The 15,483-nt window shown below is 35.2% G+C and carries 29 protein-coding genes; all 29 read right to left on the bottom strand.

Annotation, left to right across the window (positions count from 1 at the left end):
- Positions 1-10: 10 nt before the first annotated feature.
- A complete protein-coding gene (gene rpsD / locus EV144_RS17700) occupies positions 11-616 on the bottom strand; it encodes a 30S ribosomal protein S4 (RefSeq protein WP_134150490.1) in 606 nt (201 codons plus the stop codon).
- Between the two features lie 92 nt (positions 617-708).
- A complete protein-coding gene (rpsK, locus tag EV144_RS17695; protein ID WP_007803677.1) occupies positions 709-1,092 on the bottom strand; it encodes a 30S ribosomal protein S11 in 384 nt (127 codons plus the stop codon).
- A 9-nt stretch (positions 1,093-1,101) separates the two neighbouring features.
- The gene (rpsM, locus tag EV144_RS17690) at positions 1,102-1,476 is read right to left on the bottom strand and encodes a 30S ribosomal protein S13 (RefSeq protein WP_064716171.1); all 375 of its coding nucleotides are present in this window, start codon (positions 1,474-1,476) and stop codon (positions 1,102-1,104) included.
- Between the two features lie 2 nt (positions 1,477-1,478).
- Positions 1,479-1,595: a type B 50S ribosomal protein L36 gene (gene ykgO / locus EV144_RS17685; protein ID WP_002987490.1), complete on the bottom strand. Its 117-nt coding sequence runs from the start codon at positions 1,593-1,595 to the stop codon at positions 1,479-1,481.
- An 11-nt stretch (positions 1,596-1,606) separates the two neighbouring features.
- The gene (gene infA / locus EV144_RS17680; protein WP_007136545.1) at positions 1,607-1,822 is read right to left on the bottom strand and encodes a translation initiation factor IF-1; all 216 of its coding nucleotides are present in this window, start codon (positions 1,820-1,822) and stop codon (positions 1,607-1,609) included.
- A gap of 7 nt (positions 1,823-1,829) precedes the next feature.
- A complete protein-coding gene (secY, locus tag EV144_RS17675; RefSeq protein WP_134150489.1) occupies positions 1,830-3,176 on the bottom strand; it encodes a preprotein translocase subunit SecY in 1,347 nt (448 codons plus the stop codon).
- Between the two features lie 13 nt (positions 3,177-3,189).
- Positions 3,190-3,642 carry a 50S ribosomal protein L15 gene (gene rplO, locus EV144_RS17670; protein WP_017495009.1) on the bottom strand — a complete coding sequence of 151 codons (453 nt, stop codon included), beginning with the start codon at positions 3,640-3,642 and terminating at the stop codon, positions 3,190-3,192.
- An 11-nt stretch (positions 3,643-3,653) separates the two neighbouring features.
- Complete coding sequence (gene rpmD / locus EV144_RS17665; RefSeq protein WP_017495010.1) at positions 3,654-3,836, bottom strand: 50S ribosomal protein L30; 183 nt, start codon at positions 3,834-3,836, stop codon at positions 3,654-3,656.
- 12 nt (positions 3,837-3,848) lie between these two features.
- A complete protein-coding gene (gene rpsE, locus EV144_RS17660) occupies positions 3,849-4,373 on the bottom strand; it encodes a 30S ribosomal protein S5 (RefSeq protein ID WP_085950926.1) in 525 nt (174 codons plus the stop codon).
- Positions 4,374-4,376: 3 nt separating this feature from the next.
- Complete coding sequence (rplR, locus tag EV144_RS17655) at positions 4,377-4,727, bottom strand: 50S ribosomal protein L18 (protein ID WP_134150488.1); 351 nt, start codon at positions 4,725-4,727, stop codon at positions 4,377-4,379.
- 11 nt (positions 4,728-4,738) lie between these two features.
- On the bottom strand, positions 4,739-5,281 hold the full coding sequence (rplF, locus tag EV144_RS17650) for a 50S ribosomal protein L6 (RefSeq protein WP_134150487.1): 543 nt from the start codon (positions 5,279-5,281) through the stop codon (positions 4,739-4,741).
- Between the two features lie 19 nt (positions 5,282-5,300).
- A complete protein-coding gene (gene rpsH / locus EV144_RS17645; protein ID WP_007803657.1) occupies positions 5,301-5,699 on the bottom strand; it encodes a 30S ribosomal protein S8 in 399 nt (132 codons plus the stop codon).
- A gap of 104 nt (positions 5,700-5,803) precedes the next feature.
- Complete coding sequence (rpsN, locus tag EV144_RS17640; protein WP_031456037.1) at positions 5,804-6,073, bottom strand: 30S ribosomal protein S14; 270 nt, start codon at positions 6,071-6,073, stop codon at positions 5,804-5,806.
- Between the two features lie 3 nt (positions 6,074-6,076).
- Entirely contained in the window at positions 6,077-6,628 is a 552-nt protein-coding gene (gene rplE / locus EV144_RS17635) for a 50S ribosomal protein L5 (protein WP_017495015.1), read from the bottom strand.
- Positions 6,629-6,630: 2 nt separating this feature from the next.
- The gene (rplX, locus tag EV144_RS17630) at positions 6,631-6,945 is read right to left on the bottom strand and encodes a 50S ribosomal protein L24 (RefSeq protein WP_007803650.1); all 315 of its coding nucleotides are present in this window, start codon (positions 6,943-6,945) and stop codon (positions 6,631-6,633) included.
- An 11-nt stretch (positions 6,946-6,956) separates the two neighbouring features.
- On the bottom strand, positions 6,957-7,325 hold the full coding sequence (gene rplN / locus EV144_RS17625; RefSeq protein ID WP_007803649.1) for a 50S ribosomal protein L14: 369 nt from the start codon (positions 7,323-7,325) through the stop codon (positions 6,957-6,959).
- A 2-nt stretch (positions 7,326-7,327) separates the two neighbouring features.
- Entirely contained in the window at positions 7,328-7,588 is a 261-nt protein-coding gene (gene rpsQ / locus EV144_RS17620) for a 30S ribosomal protein S17 (protein ID WP_089055326.1), read from the bottom strand.
- 17 nt (positions 7,589-7,605) lie between these two features.
- The gene (gene rpmC / locus EV144_RS17615; RefSeq protein ID WP_007803639.1) at positions 7,606-7,797 is read right to left on the bottom strand and encodes a 50S ribosomal protein L29; all 192 of its coding nucleotides are present in this window, start codon (positions 7,795-7,797) and stop codon (positions 7,606-7,608) included.
- A gap of 13 nt (positions 7,798-7,810) precedes the next feature.
- A complete protein-coding gene (rplP, locus tag EV144_RS17610; RefSeq protein WP_007803637.1) occupies positions 7,811-8,236 on the bottom strand; it encodes a 50S ribosomal protein L16 in 426 nt (141 codons plus the stop codon).
- Positions 8,237-8,255: 19 nt separating this feature from the next.
- Complete coding sequence (gene rpsC / locus EV144_RS17605; RefSeq protein WP_007803635.1) at positions 8,256-9,017, bottom strand: 30S ribosomal protein S3; 762 nt, start codon at positions 9,015-9,017, stop codon at positions 8,256-8,258.
- Positions 9,018-9,022: 5 nt separating this feature from the next.
- Positions 9,023-9,436 carry a 50S ribosomal protein L22 gene (gene rplV / locus EV144_RS17600; RefSeq protein ID WP_007803631.1) on the bottom strand — a complete coding sequence of 138 codons (414 nt, stop codon included), beginning with the start codon at positions 9,434-9,436 and terminating at the stop codon, positions 9,023-9,025.
- A gap of 6 nt (positions 9,437-9,442) precedes the next feature.
- Positions 9,443-9,721, bottom strand: a complete 279-nt coding sequence (rpsS, locus tag EV144_RS17595) for a 30S ribosomal protein S19 (RefSeq protein WP_031456039.1) — start codon at positions 9,719-9,721, stop codon at positions 9,443-9,445.
- Positions 9,722-9,727: 6 nt separating this feature from the next.
- Positions 9,728-10,552 carry a 50S ribosomal protein L2 gene (rplB, locus tag EV144_RS17590; RefSeq protein ID WP_133525530.1) on the bottom strand — a complete coding sequence of 275 codons (825 nt, stop codon included), beginning with the start codon at positions 10,550-10,552 and terminating at the stop codon, positions 9,728-9,730.
- Positions 10,553-10,561: 9 nt separating this feature from the next.
- Complete coding sequence (gene rplW, locus EV144_RS17585; RefSeq protein WP_017495018.1) at positions 10,562-10,852, bottom strand: 50S ribosomal protein L23; 291 nt, start codon at positions 10,850-10,852, stop codon at positions 10,562-10,564.
- Positions 10,853-10,859: 7 nt separating this feature from the next.
- Positions 10,860-11,489: a 50S ribosomal protein L4 gene (gene rplD / locus EV144_RS17580; protein ID WP_089055327.1), complete on the bottom strand. Its 630-nt coding sequence runs from the start codon at positions 11,487-11,489 to the stop codon at positions 10,860-10,862.
- Positions 11,489-12,106: a 50S ribosomal protein L3 gene (gene rplC / locus EV144_RS17575; RefSeq protein ID WP_007803612.1), complete on the bottom strand. Its 618-nt coding sequence runs from the start codon at positions 12,104-12,106 to the stop codon at positions 11,489-11,491. Before rplC ends, rplD begins: the two co-directional genes overlap by 1 nt.
- A 402-nt stretch (positions 12,107-12,508) precedes the next feature.
- Positions 12,509-12,814, bottom strand: coding sequence for a 30S ribosomal protein S10 (gene rpsJ / locus EV144_RS17570; protein ID WP_007803605.1), 306 nt, complete (start codon positions 12,812-12,814; stop codon positions 12,509-12,511).
- Between the two features lie 11 nt (positions 12,815-12,825).
- Positions 12,826-14,982, bottom strand: a complete 2,157-nt coding sequence (gene fusA, locus EV144_RS17565; RefSeq protein ID WP_134150486.1) for an elongation factor G — start codon at positions 14,980-14,982, stop codon at positions 12,826-12,828.
- Positions 14,983-14,993: 11 nt separating this feature from the next.
- Positions 14,994-15,470: a 30S ribosomal protein S7 gene (gene rpsG, locus EV144_RS17560; RefSeq protein ID WP_007803600.1), complete on the bottom strand. Its 477-nt coding sequence runs from the start codon at positions 15,468-15,470 to the stop codon at positions 14,994-14,996.
- Between the last annotated feature and the right edge of the window lie 13 nt (positions 15,471-15,483).

The raw sequence follows: 15,483 nt of genomic DNA, 5'->3' as shown, positions 1-15,483 counted from the left end.
AAGTCAATTATTATTTGTTGTACAACTCTACGATTAATTGTTCTTTAATGTTTTCTGGAATTTGAAGTCTTGCAGGTACAGAAACAAAAGTTCCTTCTTTAAGATCTTGATTCCAAGTAATCCATTCATAAACATGACTTGAATTTGATAAAGAACGTTCGATAGCTTCTAAAGATTTAGATTTTTCACGAACTGCAACTTTATCACCAGGCTTAAGGTGGTAAGAAGGAATATTTACAACTTCTCCATTTACAGTAACGTGTCTGTGAGATACGATTTGACGTGCACCTCTTCTAGAAGGAGCGATACCCATTCTAAAAACTACGTTATCCAATCTTGCTTCGCATAATTGTAATAAAACTTCACCAGTAACTCCTTTAGTAGCTGATGCTTTTTCGAATAAATTTCTGAATTGTTTTTCTAAAATTCCGTAAGAATATTTAGCTTTTTGCTTTTCCATTAACTGAACAGCGTACTCAGATTTTTTTCCTCTTTTTTTAGCCATCCCGTGTTGTCCAGGTGGGTAATTTCTTTTTTCGAAAGATTTATCATCTCCGAAGATTGCTTCGCCAAATTTACGAGCGATTCTTGTGCTAGGACCAGTATATCTTGCCATTTTAAATTGTTTAAGATAGAGATTATGAATTCAGGTCTTATCCTTCGATAATCGTTATTCTATCTACGTTATACTATAATTAAATTTGAGTATTAAACTCTACGTCTTTTTGGAGGACGACATCCGTTGTGAGGCATTGGAGTAACATCGATAATCTCAGTAACTTCAATTCCACCGTTATGAATAGAACGGATAGCAGACTCACGTCCGTTTCCTGGTCCTTTTACATAAACTTTAACTTTTTTAAGTCCTGCTTCAAGAGCTACTTTACTACAATCTTCTGCTGCCATTTGAGCTGCGTACGGAGTATTCTTTTTAGAACCTCTGAAACCCATTTTACCAGCTGAAGACCAAGAAATAACTTCACCTTTCTTATTAGTCAAAGAAATGATAATATTGTTGAAAGTCGCAGAAATATGAGCTTCACCCGTTGATTCAACGATAACTTTACGTTTTTTTGCAGTTGCTTTAGCCATATCTACTTATTATTTAGTTGCTTTTTTCTTGTTAGCAACAGTTTTTCTTTTACCTTTTCTTGTTCTAGAGTTGTTTTTAGTTCTTTGTCCTCTTAAAGGAAGACCAGATCTATGACGGATACCTCTGTAACAACCAATATCCATTAAACGTTTGATGTTTAAAGAAACTTCTGAACGTAATTCTCCTTCAATTTTGAAAGCTGATACTGCTTCACGAATTGCTCCGATCTCATCATCATTCCAATCTTGAACTTTTTTATCTTGGCTTACTTGAGCTTTTTCTAAAATCTCAATAGCTCTACTTTTTCCTAATCCAAAGATGTAGGTAAGTGCTATAACACCTCTCTTATTTTTTGGGATATCTACCCCTGCTATTCTTGCCATAATTATCCTTGTCTTTGTTTAAATCTAGGATTCTTTTTGTTTATTACGTACAATCTCCCTTTTCTACGCACGATAATGCACTCGGCACTTCTCTTTTTTACTGATGCTCTAACTTTCATAGTGAATATCTTTAATATCGATAAGTAATTCTTGCTTTTGACAAATCGTAAGGACTCATTTCTAGTTTCACTTTATCACCAGGTAATAATTTGATGTAATGCATACGCATCTTTCCAGAAATATGAGCAATTACAATATGTCCATTTTCTAACTCCACACGGAACATCGCATTTGACAATGCTTCAATGATTGATCCGTCTTGTTCTATTGCTGATTGTTTTGCCATAAATATATTAAGCTACCGCTTTTCTATTTTTACCAGTCTTCATTAAACCATCATAATGTTTGTTTAACAAGTATGAATTGATTTGTTGAATAGTATCTATTGCAACTCCAACCATAATTATTAATGAGGTACCTCCAAAAAACATTGCCCAAGATTGTTGTACATCCATAATACTTACAACAATAGCTGGGAACACAGCAATCAAAGCAAGGAATAAAGATCCTGGGAAAGTTATTAAAGACATCACTTTATCTAAGAAGTCTGAAGTTTCAGCTCCCGGACGAACGCCAGGAATAAAACCACCGCTTCTTTTTAAATCATCGGCCATTTTGTTAGTAGGTACAGTGATCGCAGTATAAAAGAATGTAAATACAATAATTAAAGTTGCAAATACTAAATTATACCAGAAACCAAACATATTACTAAATGCTCCAACAATAGATTGTGATGTATCTGACTTAGATAATCCAGCTACAGCTGCAGGTATAAACATAATTGCCTGAGCAAAAATGATTGGCATAACTCCAGAAGCATTAAGCTTTAGAGGAATCCATTGTCTATTTCCACCTGCCAAATCTTGCTCATAATCACCAGTTGTAGTACGACGAGCGTATTGAACTGGTATTTTACGTACTGCCATTGTAAGCAATACACAAGAGATGATTACCAATAACCACACAATAATTTCAATAACTAACAACATTGGACCTCCATTGTTGTTGGTAACTCTCGTTGTAAACTCTTGAATAAAAGCTTGTGGTAAACGAGCTAGGATACCAACCATAATCAATAATGAAATTCCATTTCCAATACCTTTATCTGTAATTTTCTCACCAAGCCACATAGCAAAAATTGTACCTGTAACTAAGATGATGACAGACGAGAACAAAAATTCAGGAGAATTAAAGCCTAGTAGAAATGCACTACCAGGCAATGTTCTGTATAAATTATAGATATAAGTTGGACCTTGAACCAGTGTAATAGCTATAGTCAACCAACGAGTGATTTGATTAATCTTTTTTCTACCACTCTCTCCATCGTTTTGAAGTTTTTGTAAATAAGGAATAGCAATTCCCATTAACTGAACAACAATAGATGCAGAAATATAAGGCATAATACCTAAAGCAAAAACTGAAGCTTTAGAGAAAGCACCCCCAGTAAACATGTCTAGGATAGATCCTAAACCATTTTTAGTTTGTCCCGCTAAACCTGTTAATTGAGTTGCGTCAATTCCAGGAAGCGTTACGTGTGCACCAAAACGATATACTAAAAGTAATCCTAATGTAATTAAGATTCTATTTTTCAGTTCTTCGATTTTCCAAACATTACTTATTGATTCAATAAATTTCTTCATCTTAATAGATAAGTTATATAGTTACAGCTTCTCCACCAGCAGCTTCAATAGCAGCTTTTGCAGTAGCAGTAAATTTGTGGGCAGTTACTTTTAATTTTGCTTTCAATTCTCCTCTACCTAAAATCTTAACGATTTCATTTTTGGTAGCAAGACGGTTAGCTACGAAATCTGTCATAGAAACAGAATCAGTAATCACACCATTGTCTACTAATAATTGAAGCGTATCTAAATTAACACCTTCGTATTCTTTACGATTGATGTTTGTGAAACCAAACTTAGGCACACGTCTTTGAAGTGGCATTTGCCCTCCTTCAAAACCAATCTTTTTAGAATAACCAGAACGAGATTTTGCTCCTTTGTGACCTCTTGCAGAAGTACCACCTTTTCCAGAACCTTCTCCTCTACCTAATCTTTTATTTTGATTGTGCGTTGATCCTTCAGCTGGTTGTAAGTTACTTAAATTCATAACAGTATTTGTTATTTAGCTTCTTCTACAGAAACTAAGTGTTTAACTTTGTTTATCATACCAAGGATAGCAGGGTTTGAATCATGCTCTACAACTTGTCCCATTTTACGTAGACCTAAAGCTTCCAAACCTCTTTTTTGAGAAAGAGGACAGTTGATTTTGCTTCTTACTTGTTTTACTAATAATTTAGCCATAATTTCCTTGAATTAACCTTTAAAAACTTTTTCTAAAGAAACACCTCTTTGTTTTGCAACAGTGTGAGCGCTTCTCATTTGTAATAAAGCATCAAAAGTTGCTTTCACTACGTTATGAGGATTTGATGATCCTTGAGATTTTGATAATACATCGTGAATACCTACTGATTCAAGAACTGAACGAACAGCTCCACCAGCAATAACTCCTGTACCATGAGAAGCAGGAATTAAGAATACACGTGCACCACCAAATTTACCTTTTTGTTCGTGAGGAACAGATTGTCCGTTCAAAGGAATTTTTACTAAATTTTTCTTAGCATCTTCTACTGCTTTCGCAATTGCTTCAGAAACGTCTTTAGATTTTCCTAATCCGTGACCAACTACTCCATTTTCATCACCTACAACTACAATAGCAGAAAAACCGAAAGCTCTACCACCTTTTGTAACTTTAGTAACACGATTAACACTTACCAGACGATCTTTAAGTTCAAGACCACTAGGTTTTACCAATTCTACATTTTTGTATTTAGACATAATATATTAGAATTTAAGTCCAGCCGCTCTTGCGCCTTCTGCTAATGATTTAATACGACCGTGGTATAAATATCCACCTCTATCAAAAGTGATGGTATCAATTCCAGCTTTTAACGCTTTCTCTGCAACAAGTTTTCCAACTGCAGCAGCGATTTCAACGTTAGTACCGTTTCCTATTTCTTTTTCTCTTGAAGATGCAGCTAATATAGTAACTCCATTTACATCATCAATAAGTTGAGCATAAATTTCTTTGTTACTTCTAAATACAGATAGTCTTGGGTTAGTAGCAGAACCACTAATCGATTTTCTAATTCTGAATCTAATTCTCTGTCTTCTATCAGATTTTGTTAATGACATAATCTTATTTTTTAAGCTGATTTACCTGCTTTTCTTCTTAATACTTCACCCACAAATTTAACACCTTTTCCTTTATATGGCTCAGGCTTACGGAAACCTCTGATTTTCGCAGCAACCTGACCTAAAAGTTGTTTGTCAAATGATGTTAATTTTACGATAGGGTTTTTACCTTTTTCAGATATTGTTTCTAAAACTACTTCTGGAGCAATTTCTAAAACAATATTGTGAGAATATCCAAGAGCTAAATCTAACTTTTGACCTTGGTTTGAAGCTCTATAACCAACTCCAACTAATTCAAGTTCTTTTGTAAAACCTTCAGATACACCAAGAATCATGTTATTGATTAATGATCTGTATAATCCGTGTTTTGCTCTTTGATCTTTATGATCAGACGATCTTTCAACTAAAACTTGATCGCCTTCAACTTTTACAGTTACGTCCGAAAACTCCTGAGTTAGTTGACCTTTTTTTCCTTTTACTGTAATAATACCGTCTTTAACTTCTACAGTTACACCAGCAGTGATTACAATTGGGCTTTTACCTATTCTTGACATCTTTATCTAGTGTTTAAAATTAGTATACGTAACAAATTACTTCACCACCTACATTTAATTGCTTAGCTTGTTTTCCAGTCATCAAACCTTTTGATGTAGAAACAATAGCAATTCCTAATCCGTTAAGGATTCTAGGTAATTTGGCAGCACCAGCATACTTACGTAAACCTGGTTTACTAATTCTTTGGATATCTTTAATTACAGGCTCTTTAGTATCTTTATCATACTTCAAAGCAATTTTGATTGAACCCTGAACAGTGTTGTCCTCAAATTTGTAACTTAAGATGTAACCTTGATCAAATAAGATCTTAGTTATTTCTTTTTTTAGATTAGAAGCTGGAATTTCAACAACTTTGTGGTTTGCAGCCACAGCGTTACGAACTCTAGTCAAATAATCTGCAATAGGATCTGTATACATATGTATTTGATTGCGATTATGGTTTTCGGGAGACACTCGTCTCCCGAACCTTTAATCAATTAAAATTATTTTTTGGTTTGCAAAAGTAATAACTTATTGCGAGATTACCAAGACGCTTTTTTAACACCAGGAATTAATCCATTATTAGCCATCTCACGGAAAGTTACACGTGAAATTCCAAATTGACGAATATAACCTCTTGGTCTACCTGTTAATTTACAACGATTGTGTAAACGAACTGGCGAAGCATTTTTAGGTAATTTTTGTAGACCTTCATAATCTCCAGCTTCTAATAAAGCTTTTCTTTTTTCAGCGTACTTAGCTACCGTTTTCTCTCTTTTCACCTCACGGGCTTTCATTGATTCTTTAGCCATGTCTTAATTCTTTTTAAAAGGTAAACCTAATTCAGCCAATAATGACTTTGCTTCTTTGTCAGTTTTTGCAGTAGTAACAAAAGTGATATCCATTCCTGAAATTTTGTTTACTTTGTCAATATCAATTTCAGGGAAAATGATTTGCTCTAAAACTCCAAGGTTGTAATTTCCTCTTCCGTCGAAACCAGTAGCTTTGATACCACTAAAATCTCTAACGCGTGGTAAAGCAGAAGTAATAAGTCTATCTAAAAACTCATACATTCTCTCACCACGTAAAGTAACTTTTGCTCCAATTGGCATCCCTTTTCTCAATTTGAATGACGCAACGTCTTTCTTTGAAATTGTAGATACTGCTTTTTGTCCAGTGATCTTAGTCAACTCATCAACTGCATAGTCAATAAGTTTTTTATCAGATACAGCTGCACCAACTCCACGGCTCAAAACGATTTTTTCAAGTTTTGGAACTTGCATTACGTTTGTATATCCGAACTCTTCTTTAAGAGCAGAGATTACTCTACTCTTATATTCTTCTTTTAGTCTAGGTGTATATGCCATTACTATAGTACTTGATTAGATTTTTTTGAAAATCTTACTTTCTTATCTCCTTCTACTCTAATACCAACTCTAGTTGTTTCCTTAGTTTTAGGATCAATTAGTGAAATGTTAGATATTTGTATAGAAGCTTCTTTCTTAACGATACCACCTTGAGGGTTTTTAGCACTTGGTTTTGTATGTTTCGAAACCATGTTTACACCTTCAACTATCGCTTTATTTTTCTCACGGTAAACACGTAACACTTTACCTTCAGCACCTTTATGGTCTCCAGCAATTACTCTTACGATGTCTCCTGATTTTATTTTTAGCTTTATCATCTTAAAACGAATTAAAGCACTTCTGGTGCTAATGATACAATTTTCATGAATTGTTTTTCACGAAGTTCTCTTGCTACCGGACCAAAAACACGAGTTCCTCTCATTTCTCCTGCAGCGTTCAAAAGAACACATGCATTGTCATCGAAACGGATATAAGAACCATCAGCTCTTCTCACTTCTTTTTTGGTACGTACAACAACTGCAGTTGAAACAGCTCCTTTTTTAACGTTTCCGTTTGGAGTTGCATCTTTGATAGAAACTACAATCTTGTCACCAACAGAGGCATACCTTCTTTTGGTACCTCCTAAAACACGGATAGTTAAAACTTCTTTTGCTCCCGTGTTATCTGCTACTTTTAGTCTTGATTCTTGTTGTACCATAATTATTTAGCTCTTTCTAAGATTTCAACTAATCTCCAACATTTTGTTTTACTTAAAGGACGCGTTTCGCTAATTCTTACAGTATCTCCAATGTTACAGTCGTTTGTTTCGTCGTGTGCAACGTATTTCTTAGTTTTCAACACGAACTTACCGTATAATGGGTGCTTTACTCTTCTTACTTCAGAAATAACAATAGATTTATCCATTTTATTTGAAGTAACAACACCAATTCTTTCTTTTCTTAAATTTCTTTTTTCTTCCATCTTTCAGCAGAATACAATTATTGTAACTCTCTTTTAGTTAACTCTGTAGCCAATCTTGCAACTGTTCTTCTTACACTTCTAATTTGAAGTGGATTCTCAATTGGAGAAATAGCGTGAGCCATTTTTAGGTCAGCATATATTTTCTTAGTTTGACTAAGTTTTTCTTGCAACTCCGCTGCAGAAAGATCTTTTATTTCTGATTGTTTCATAATATAAATTTAATTATGCTTCGAAATCTCTAGCAACGACGAATTTAGTTTTTACTGGAAGCTTTTGAGCTGCAAGACGTAATGCCTCTTTTGCAACTGATAAAGGAACTCCTCCAACTTCAAACATAATTCTTCCGGGTTTAACAACGGCAGCCCAATATTCAACGGCACCTTTTCCTTTACCCATACGTACCTCAAGAGGTTTCTTAGTAATTGGTTTGTCTGGAAATATTTTGATCCATAATTGTCCTTCTCTCTTCATGAAACGAGTTGCAGCAATACGTGCAGCTTCGATTTGACGAGAAGTTAAGAACATTCCATCTTCATGTACAGATTTAATACCAAACATTCCATTAGAAAGTTCATGCCCTCTTTGAGAGTTACCTTTCATTTTACCTTTTTGTACCTTACGGTATTTTGTTCTTTTAGGCTGTAACATTTTTCTTTAGTTTAAAAATTTACTTTCTCTTACGAGCGTCTGGTTTACCACCTTTATTAAAGGGTTTTCTATCTCCTCTTGGAGAATCTCCACCTTTACCACCACCAGTTCCAGATTGTTTTTTATCCATTCCTGCAAGTGGAGAAAGATCTCTCTTTCCATAAACTTCACCTTTCATGATCCATACTTTGATACCCATTCTACCATAAGTAGTGTGAGCTTCAGCCAAAGCATAATCAATGTCTGCTCTGAAAGTTGATAGAGGAATTCTACCTTCTTTGAATCCTTCTGAACGTGCCATCTCTGCACCATTCAAACGACCAGAAATCAAAACTTTGATACCTTCAGCATTCATACGCATAGAAGCAGCAATAGCCATTTTGATTGCACGTCTGTAAGAAATACGGCTTTCGATTTGACGAGCAATGCTTGTCGCCACAAGATAAGCATCTAATTCAGGTCTTTTGATTTCAAAGATGTTGATTTGAACCTCTTTGTCAGTAACTTTCTTAAGTTCCTCTTTTAACTTGTCTACCTCTTGTCCACCTTTTCCGATAATGATACCAGGTCTAGCAGTAGTGATAGTAACGGTTACAAGCTTTAAAGTTCTCTCGATGATCACTTTTGATACACTAGCTTTTGATAAACGAGCGTGGATGTACTTTCTGATTTTGTGATCTTCGGCAAGTTTATCACCGTAATCATTTCCACCATACCAGTTTGAGTCCCACCCTCTGATGATACCAAGTCTATTTCCAATTGGATTTGTCTTTTGTCCCATGCTGCTTAAGAATTGCTTTGTGTGTTATTGATAGCTCCAAGCACGATTGTTACGTGGTTAGAACGTTTTCTTATTCTGTGTGCACGACCTTGTGGAGCTGGACGAAGTCTTTTCAACATCATTCCACCATCTACTCTGATCTCTTTAACAAATAATCCAGCTTCTTCTAAATTACCTTCACTATTTTTTTGCTCCCAGTTATTGATTGCAGATAATAATAGTTTCTCTAATTTTCTTGAAGCTTCTTTAGAACTGAATCTTAAGATGTTAAGTGCTCTTTCTACCTTCTGACCTCTTACCAAGTCCGCTACTAAGCGCATTTTTCTAGGTGAAGTAGGGCAGTTATTCAATTTTGCGAAAGCAATAGACTTATTAGCCTCTTTTCTCGCATCTGCTGTTTCTCTTTTACGAACTCCCATTGCTTCTTATTTTTTACCTTTATTTTTTGCTCCAGCATGACCTCTAAAAGATCTAGTTGGTGAAAACTCTCCTAATTTGTGACCTACCATGTTTTCTGTTACGTAAACTGGTACAAATTGACGACCGTTATGAACTGCGATAGTCTGTCCAACAAAGTCTGGAGTAATCATAGAAGCTCTAGACCATGTCTTAACAACTCCATTTTTTCCGCTTTCAATGTTTTCCTGAACTTTCTTGTCTAATTTATAATGAACGAAAGGTCCTTTTTTTAATGAACGTGCCATATCTTATTATTTCTTTCTACGTTCTACGATATACTTGTTACTCGGGTTTTTCTTAGAACGAGTTCTGTAACCTTTAGCTGGTACTCCGTTTCTTGAACGTGGGTGCCCTCCAGAAGAACGTCCTTCACCACCTCCCATAGGGTGATCAACTGGGTTCATCGCTACTGGTCTAGTTCTAGGTCTTCTTCCTAACCATCTTGTTCTACCAGCTTTTCCTGATACAACTAATTGATGGTCAGAGTTAGAAACAGCTCCAATTGTAGCCGAACAAGTTAACAAGATTAATCTTGTTTCACCAGATGGCATTTTAATTGTTGCATATTTCCCGTCTCTTGCCATTAACTGAGCAAAAGTTCCAGCTGAACGAGCAATTACAGCTCCTTGTCCTGGACGTAACTCAATACAAGATATAACAGTTCCAAGAGGAATTCTGCTTAAAGGCAATGTATTACCAATTTCAGGTTGAGATTCTGGACCAGAAACTAATTTTTGACCAACTTTCAATCCGTTTTGAGCAATTACATAAGTTTTCTCACCATCAGCATAAGCTAATAAAGCGATAAATGCAGTACGATTTGGATCGTATTCGATTGATTTCACAGTAGCCGGAATTCCGTCTTTAGTTCTTTTGAAATCAATAATACGATATCTCTGCTTGTGACCACCACCCGTATAACGCATGGTCATCTTTCCTTGACTATTTCTACCTCCAGAGTTTTTTATCGGCGCTATCAAAGAGCGTTCCGGCTTATCAGTTGTAATGGCGTCATAACCATTCACAACTCTAAATCGCTGACCTGGGGTAATAGGTTTTAATTTTCTTACTGACATTTTTCTATCTTAGATATTGTTGTAAAAATCAATTGTTTCTCCTTCTTGTACTTGAACAATTGCTTTTTTAATTGCATTCGTCTTTCCACTGATTAAACCACTTTTAGTGTATTTTGTAGTTCTATCCGGTCTTACGTTCATCGTGTTAACTGAAACGATAGTTACTCCATAAGCAGCTTCAACAGCTTTCTTAATTTGTACTTTGTTTGCTTTTTTGTCAACAACGAATCCGAAGCGGTTTAAAACTTCACTTTCTTTGGTTACTTTTTCTGTTACTATAGGTCTGATAATGATGCTCATATTCCTATTATTTACTTAAATTTTCTTCAATTAACTCCAAAGAACCTTCTAAAAGCACTAAATTATTAGTGTTTAATATTGCGTAAGTGCTTAATTCCGAGCTAGTTACGACATTAGAAGCCTTTAAATTGCGTGACGACAAATATACATTTTTATTCGACTCTCCCAACACAAATAAAGATTTTTTATTTTCTAACCCTAAAGCTTTCAAAACGTTAATGAAATTTTTAGTGTTTGGCGCTTCAAAATTAAAGTCTTCAAGAACGATAATATTTGACTCTTTTGCTTTTATTGAGAAAGCTGATTTTCTTGCCAATCTTTTCAAGCCTTTATTCAATTTGAATGAATAACTTCTTGGTCTTGGTCCGAAAATTGTTCCACCACCTTTAAACAATGGATTTTTGATACTTCCCGCACGAGCAGTACCTGTTCCTTTTTGTTTTTTAATCTTACGCGTACTACCAGTTACCTCAGCTCTTTCTTTAGCTTTGTGAGTACCTTGTCTTTGATTAGCAAGATATTGCTTAACATCAAGATATACTGCGTGATTGTTTGGTTCAATTGCGAATACTGAATCAGAAAGTTGAACTTTTCTTCCAGTATCTTTTCCGTTGAAATCTAATACTTTTACTTCCATTACTTCTGAATGATTACGTAAGAGTTTTTATGTCCAGGAACACATCCTTTAATAACAAGTAGGTTCTTTTCAGCAACTACTTTTAAAACTCTAAGGTTTTGTACTTTTACATTATCTCCTCCCATTCTTCCAGCCATACGCATTCCTTTGAATACTCTAGATGGATATGAAGAAGCTCCCACAGAACCTGGCGCTCTTAAACGGTTGTGTTGTCCATGAGTTGCTTGACCAACACCACCAAAACCGTGACGTTTTACAACACCTTGAAAACCTTTACCTTTAGATACACCTTGTACATCTACAAATTCTCCTTCAGCAAAAATAGAAACATCAATAAGATCCCCTAATTTTTGTTCAGTTGCGAAATCTTGGAATTCAACGACTTTTTTCTTAGCAACAGTTCCAGCTTTTTTAAAGTGACCTAAAGCCGCTTTAGTAGAATGTTTCTCGTTTTTGTCATCGAAACCTAGTTGCAACGCTTCGTACCCGTCAACACCTTTGGTTCTGACTTGGGTAACAACACACGGCCCAGCTTCGATTACTGTACAAGGAATGTTTTTCCCGTTTTCGTCGAAAATACTAGTCATGCCGATTTTTTTACCAATTAACCCAGACATAAATATTAATTATTAATTACTAAAATTCCCTTCAATTTGAAAATAACAGAAATTTCCAAACAGGGAGTGCAAAAGTAGATATTAAAATTGAATATACCAAACAGTTATAAAAATTAAATCGCTCATAATCAAAATCAAAGCATCAAATCACACCTATTCTCTAAATTATTTATTTAAAAAGCAAAAATTATCTTCTTAACTTAAAACAACAAAACCACTAACATTCACTTAACAAATTAAATTCAAAAACACCGTCAACGTCCTAAAACAAAGACATCTTAGCAAGAAAAAACAATTTTACAAAAAATCAGAAAACTCAATATCTTATAAATGAAAAATTAAAATCATAAAAAAAAGCGAGACAAAATTGTCTCGCTTTTTATATAAAAAAATATAATAAAATTATACTTTAATTTCAACTTCAACTCCACTTGGCAATTCAAGTTTCATTAAAGCGTCAATAGTTTTAGATGAAGATGAATAAATATCAATCAATCTCTTGTATGACATTACTTCAAATTGCTCTCTCGCTTTTTTGTTAACGTGCGGAGAACGTAACACAGTGAAAAGTTTTTTGTGAGTTGGCAACGGAATTGGTCCTGTTACAACTGCTCCAGTAGTTTTTACTGTTTTTACGATCTTTTCAGCAGACTTGTCTACCAACATGTGATCGTAAGATTTTAGTTTTATTCTGATTTTTTGACTCATTTTCTTAAGAATTAAGCGTTACCTTTTGCTTTTTTAATTACCGCTTCTGAAATATTAGAAGGCGTTTCTGCATAGTGAGAAAACTCCATTGTTGAAGTAGCTCTACCTGAAGATAATGTTCTTAATGTAGTAACATAACCAAACATTTCAGACAAAGGCACATCAGCTTTAATAGTTTTAGCTCCGTTTCTGTCACCCATGTCATTAACCTGACCTCTACGACGGTTGATATCACCTACGATATCTCCCATGTTTTCTTCAGGAGTAATAACTTCCATTTTCATGATTGGCTCAAGAACAATTGCTCCAGCAGCTTTAGCTACTTCTCTATAACCCATTCTAGCAGCTAATTCAAAAGAAAGAGCATCAGAATCCACAGGGTGGAAAGATCCGTCTGTTAAAGTTACTTTCAAACTATCCACCTGATAACCAGCCAAAGGACCAGTTTTCATAGCTTCACGGAAACCTTTTTCTACAGATGGAATATATTCTTTAGGAACGTTACCACCTTTTACAGCATTGATAAATTGTAATCCTTTTGGAATTTTACCATCAACTTCATCAGCAGGCTCAAGAGTAAATACGATATCACCGAATTTACCACGACCTCCAGATTGTTTCTTGTAAGTCTCTCTGTGTGTTGCAGATCTTGTAAAAGCTTCTTTGTATTCAACTTGAGGCTCACCTTGGTTTACTTCAACTTTAAATTCACGCTTCATACGATCTACTAAGATATCTAAGTGAAGCTCACCCATACCTGAGATAATTGTTTGACCAGAAGCCTCATCAGTTCTAACTGTAAATGTTGGATCTTCCTCAGCTAATTTAGCTAAAGCCATACCCATTTTATCTACGTCAGCTTTTGTTTTAGGCTCGATAGCAATACCAATTACCGGTGCAGGGAATTTCATAGACTCAAGAATAATTGGGTGTTTTTCATCACACAATGTATCTCCAGTTTTAATATCTTTAAATCCAACAGCAGCTCCAATATCTCCAGCTTCGATGTACTCGATTGGATTTTGTTTGTTAGCGTGCATTTGGTAAATACGAGAAATTCTTTCTTTACTACCAGAACGTGTATTCAAAACGTAAGAACCTGCGTCCAAACGACCAGAATAAGCACGGAAGAAAGCTAAACGACCTACGAATGGGTCAGTAGCAATTTTAAATGCTAAAGCAGCGAATGGCTCTTTAACATCTGGCTTACGTAAAATTTTAGTTTGATCTTCTTCTAATAATTCAGCATCATCAGGGTGAATTCCTTCAATACCTTCTTTATCCATTGGAGATGGCAAGTATTTACATACTGCATCTAACATGAACTGAACACCTTTATTTTTGAAAGAAGAACCAGCAATCATAGGAATGATAGCCATGTCAATTGTAGCAGCTCTAAGAGCAACGTTAATTTCTTCTTCAGTAATAGAGTTTTCATCTTCCATGAATTTCTCCAACAAATTCTCATCATAATCAGCTACTGCCTCAATAAGAATCGATCTGTATTCTTTTACTTCTGCAATCATATCCTCAGGGATAGGCACGATATCAAAAGTAGCTCCTTGAGTAGCATCATGCCAAACGATTGCTTGGTTTTTTACTAAATCAACAACACCTTTAAAATCATTCTCTTCACCAATTGGTAAAGTGATTGCAACAGCGTTAGACTTTAACATATCACGAACTTGTTGACATACTGCCAAAAAGTTAGATCCTTGACGGTCCATTTTGTTTACGAATCCCATACGCGGAACTCTATATTGATCTGCAAGTCTCCAGTTAGTTTCTGATTGTGGCTCAACACCATCAACAGCACTAAATAAGAAAACAAGACCATCAAGTACACGTAGCGAACGGTTTACCTCTACCGTAAAATCAACGTGCCCTGGGGTATCGATGATATTAAAGTGGTAAGGCAAAGTTTCAGGCAATGCTTTTCCTTGTTCAGTTGGAAAATTCCACTCACAAGTTGTAGCAGCAGATGTAATTGTAATACCTCTTTCTTGCTCTTGTGCCATCCAGTCCATTGTTGCAGCACCATCATGCACTTCACCAATTTTGTGTGACTTTCCAGTATAAAAAAGGATACGCTCAGTTGTTGTTGTTTTACCAGCATCAATGTGAGCAGCAATTCCGATATTTCTTGTATATTTTAAATCTCTAGCCATTTCTTTACGAATTAAAATCTAAAGTGAGAGAAAGCTTTGTTAGCTTCTGCCATTTTGTGAGTATCCATTCTTTTCTTAACAGCAGCACCTTCTTCTTTAGCAGCAGCTAAACATTCTGATGCTAAACGCTGTGCCATAGATTTTTCATTTCTTCTTCTTGAATAAAGTATTAACCACTTCATTGCCATAGAAATTTTTCTGTCTGGTCTAATTTGCATTGGAATTTGGAATGTAGCTCCACCTACTCTACGACTACGTACTTCTACGTGAGGCATAACGTTTGTTAAAGCATCTTTCCAGATTTCTAATGAAGATTTTTCTGAATCTTGCTTTTTAGATTCGATGATGTCAATTGCATCATAAAATACTTTAAAAGCTGTAGATTTCTTACCGTCCCACATTAAGTTGTTTACAAAACGCGTTACCAATTGGTCGTTAAACCTCGGATCTGGTAAAAGTGGTCTTTTCTTTGCCGCTCTTTTTCTCATGTCTTTTTCTTAA

The sequence above is a fragment of the Flavobacterium sp. 270 genome (assembly GCF_004368785.1).
In the GTDB taxonomy this organism is placed as follows: Bacteria; Bacteroidota; Bacteroidia; order Flavobacteriales; family Flavobacteriaceae; genus Flavobacterium.
Note: the sequence above shows the minus strand (reverse complement) of the source record. Positions and strands in the feature narration are given on the sequence as shown.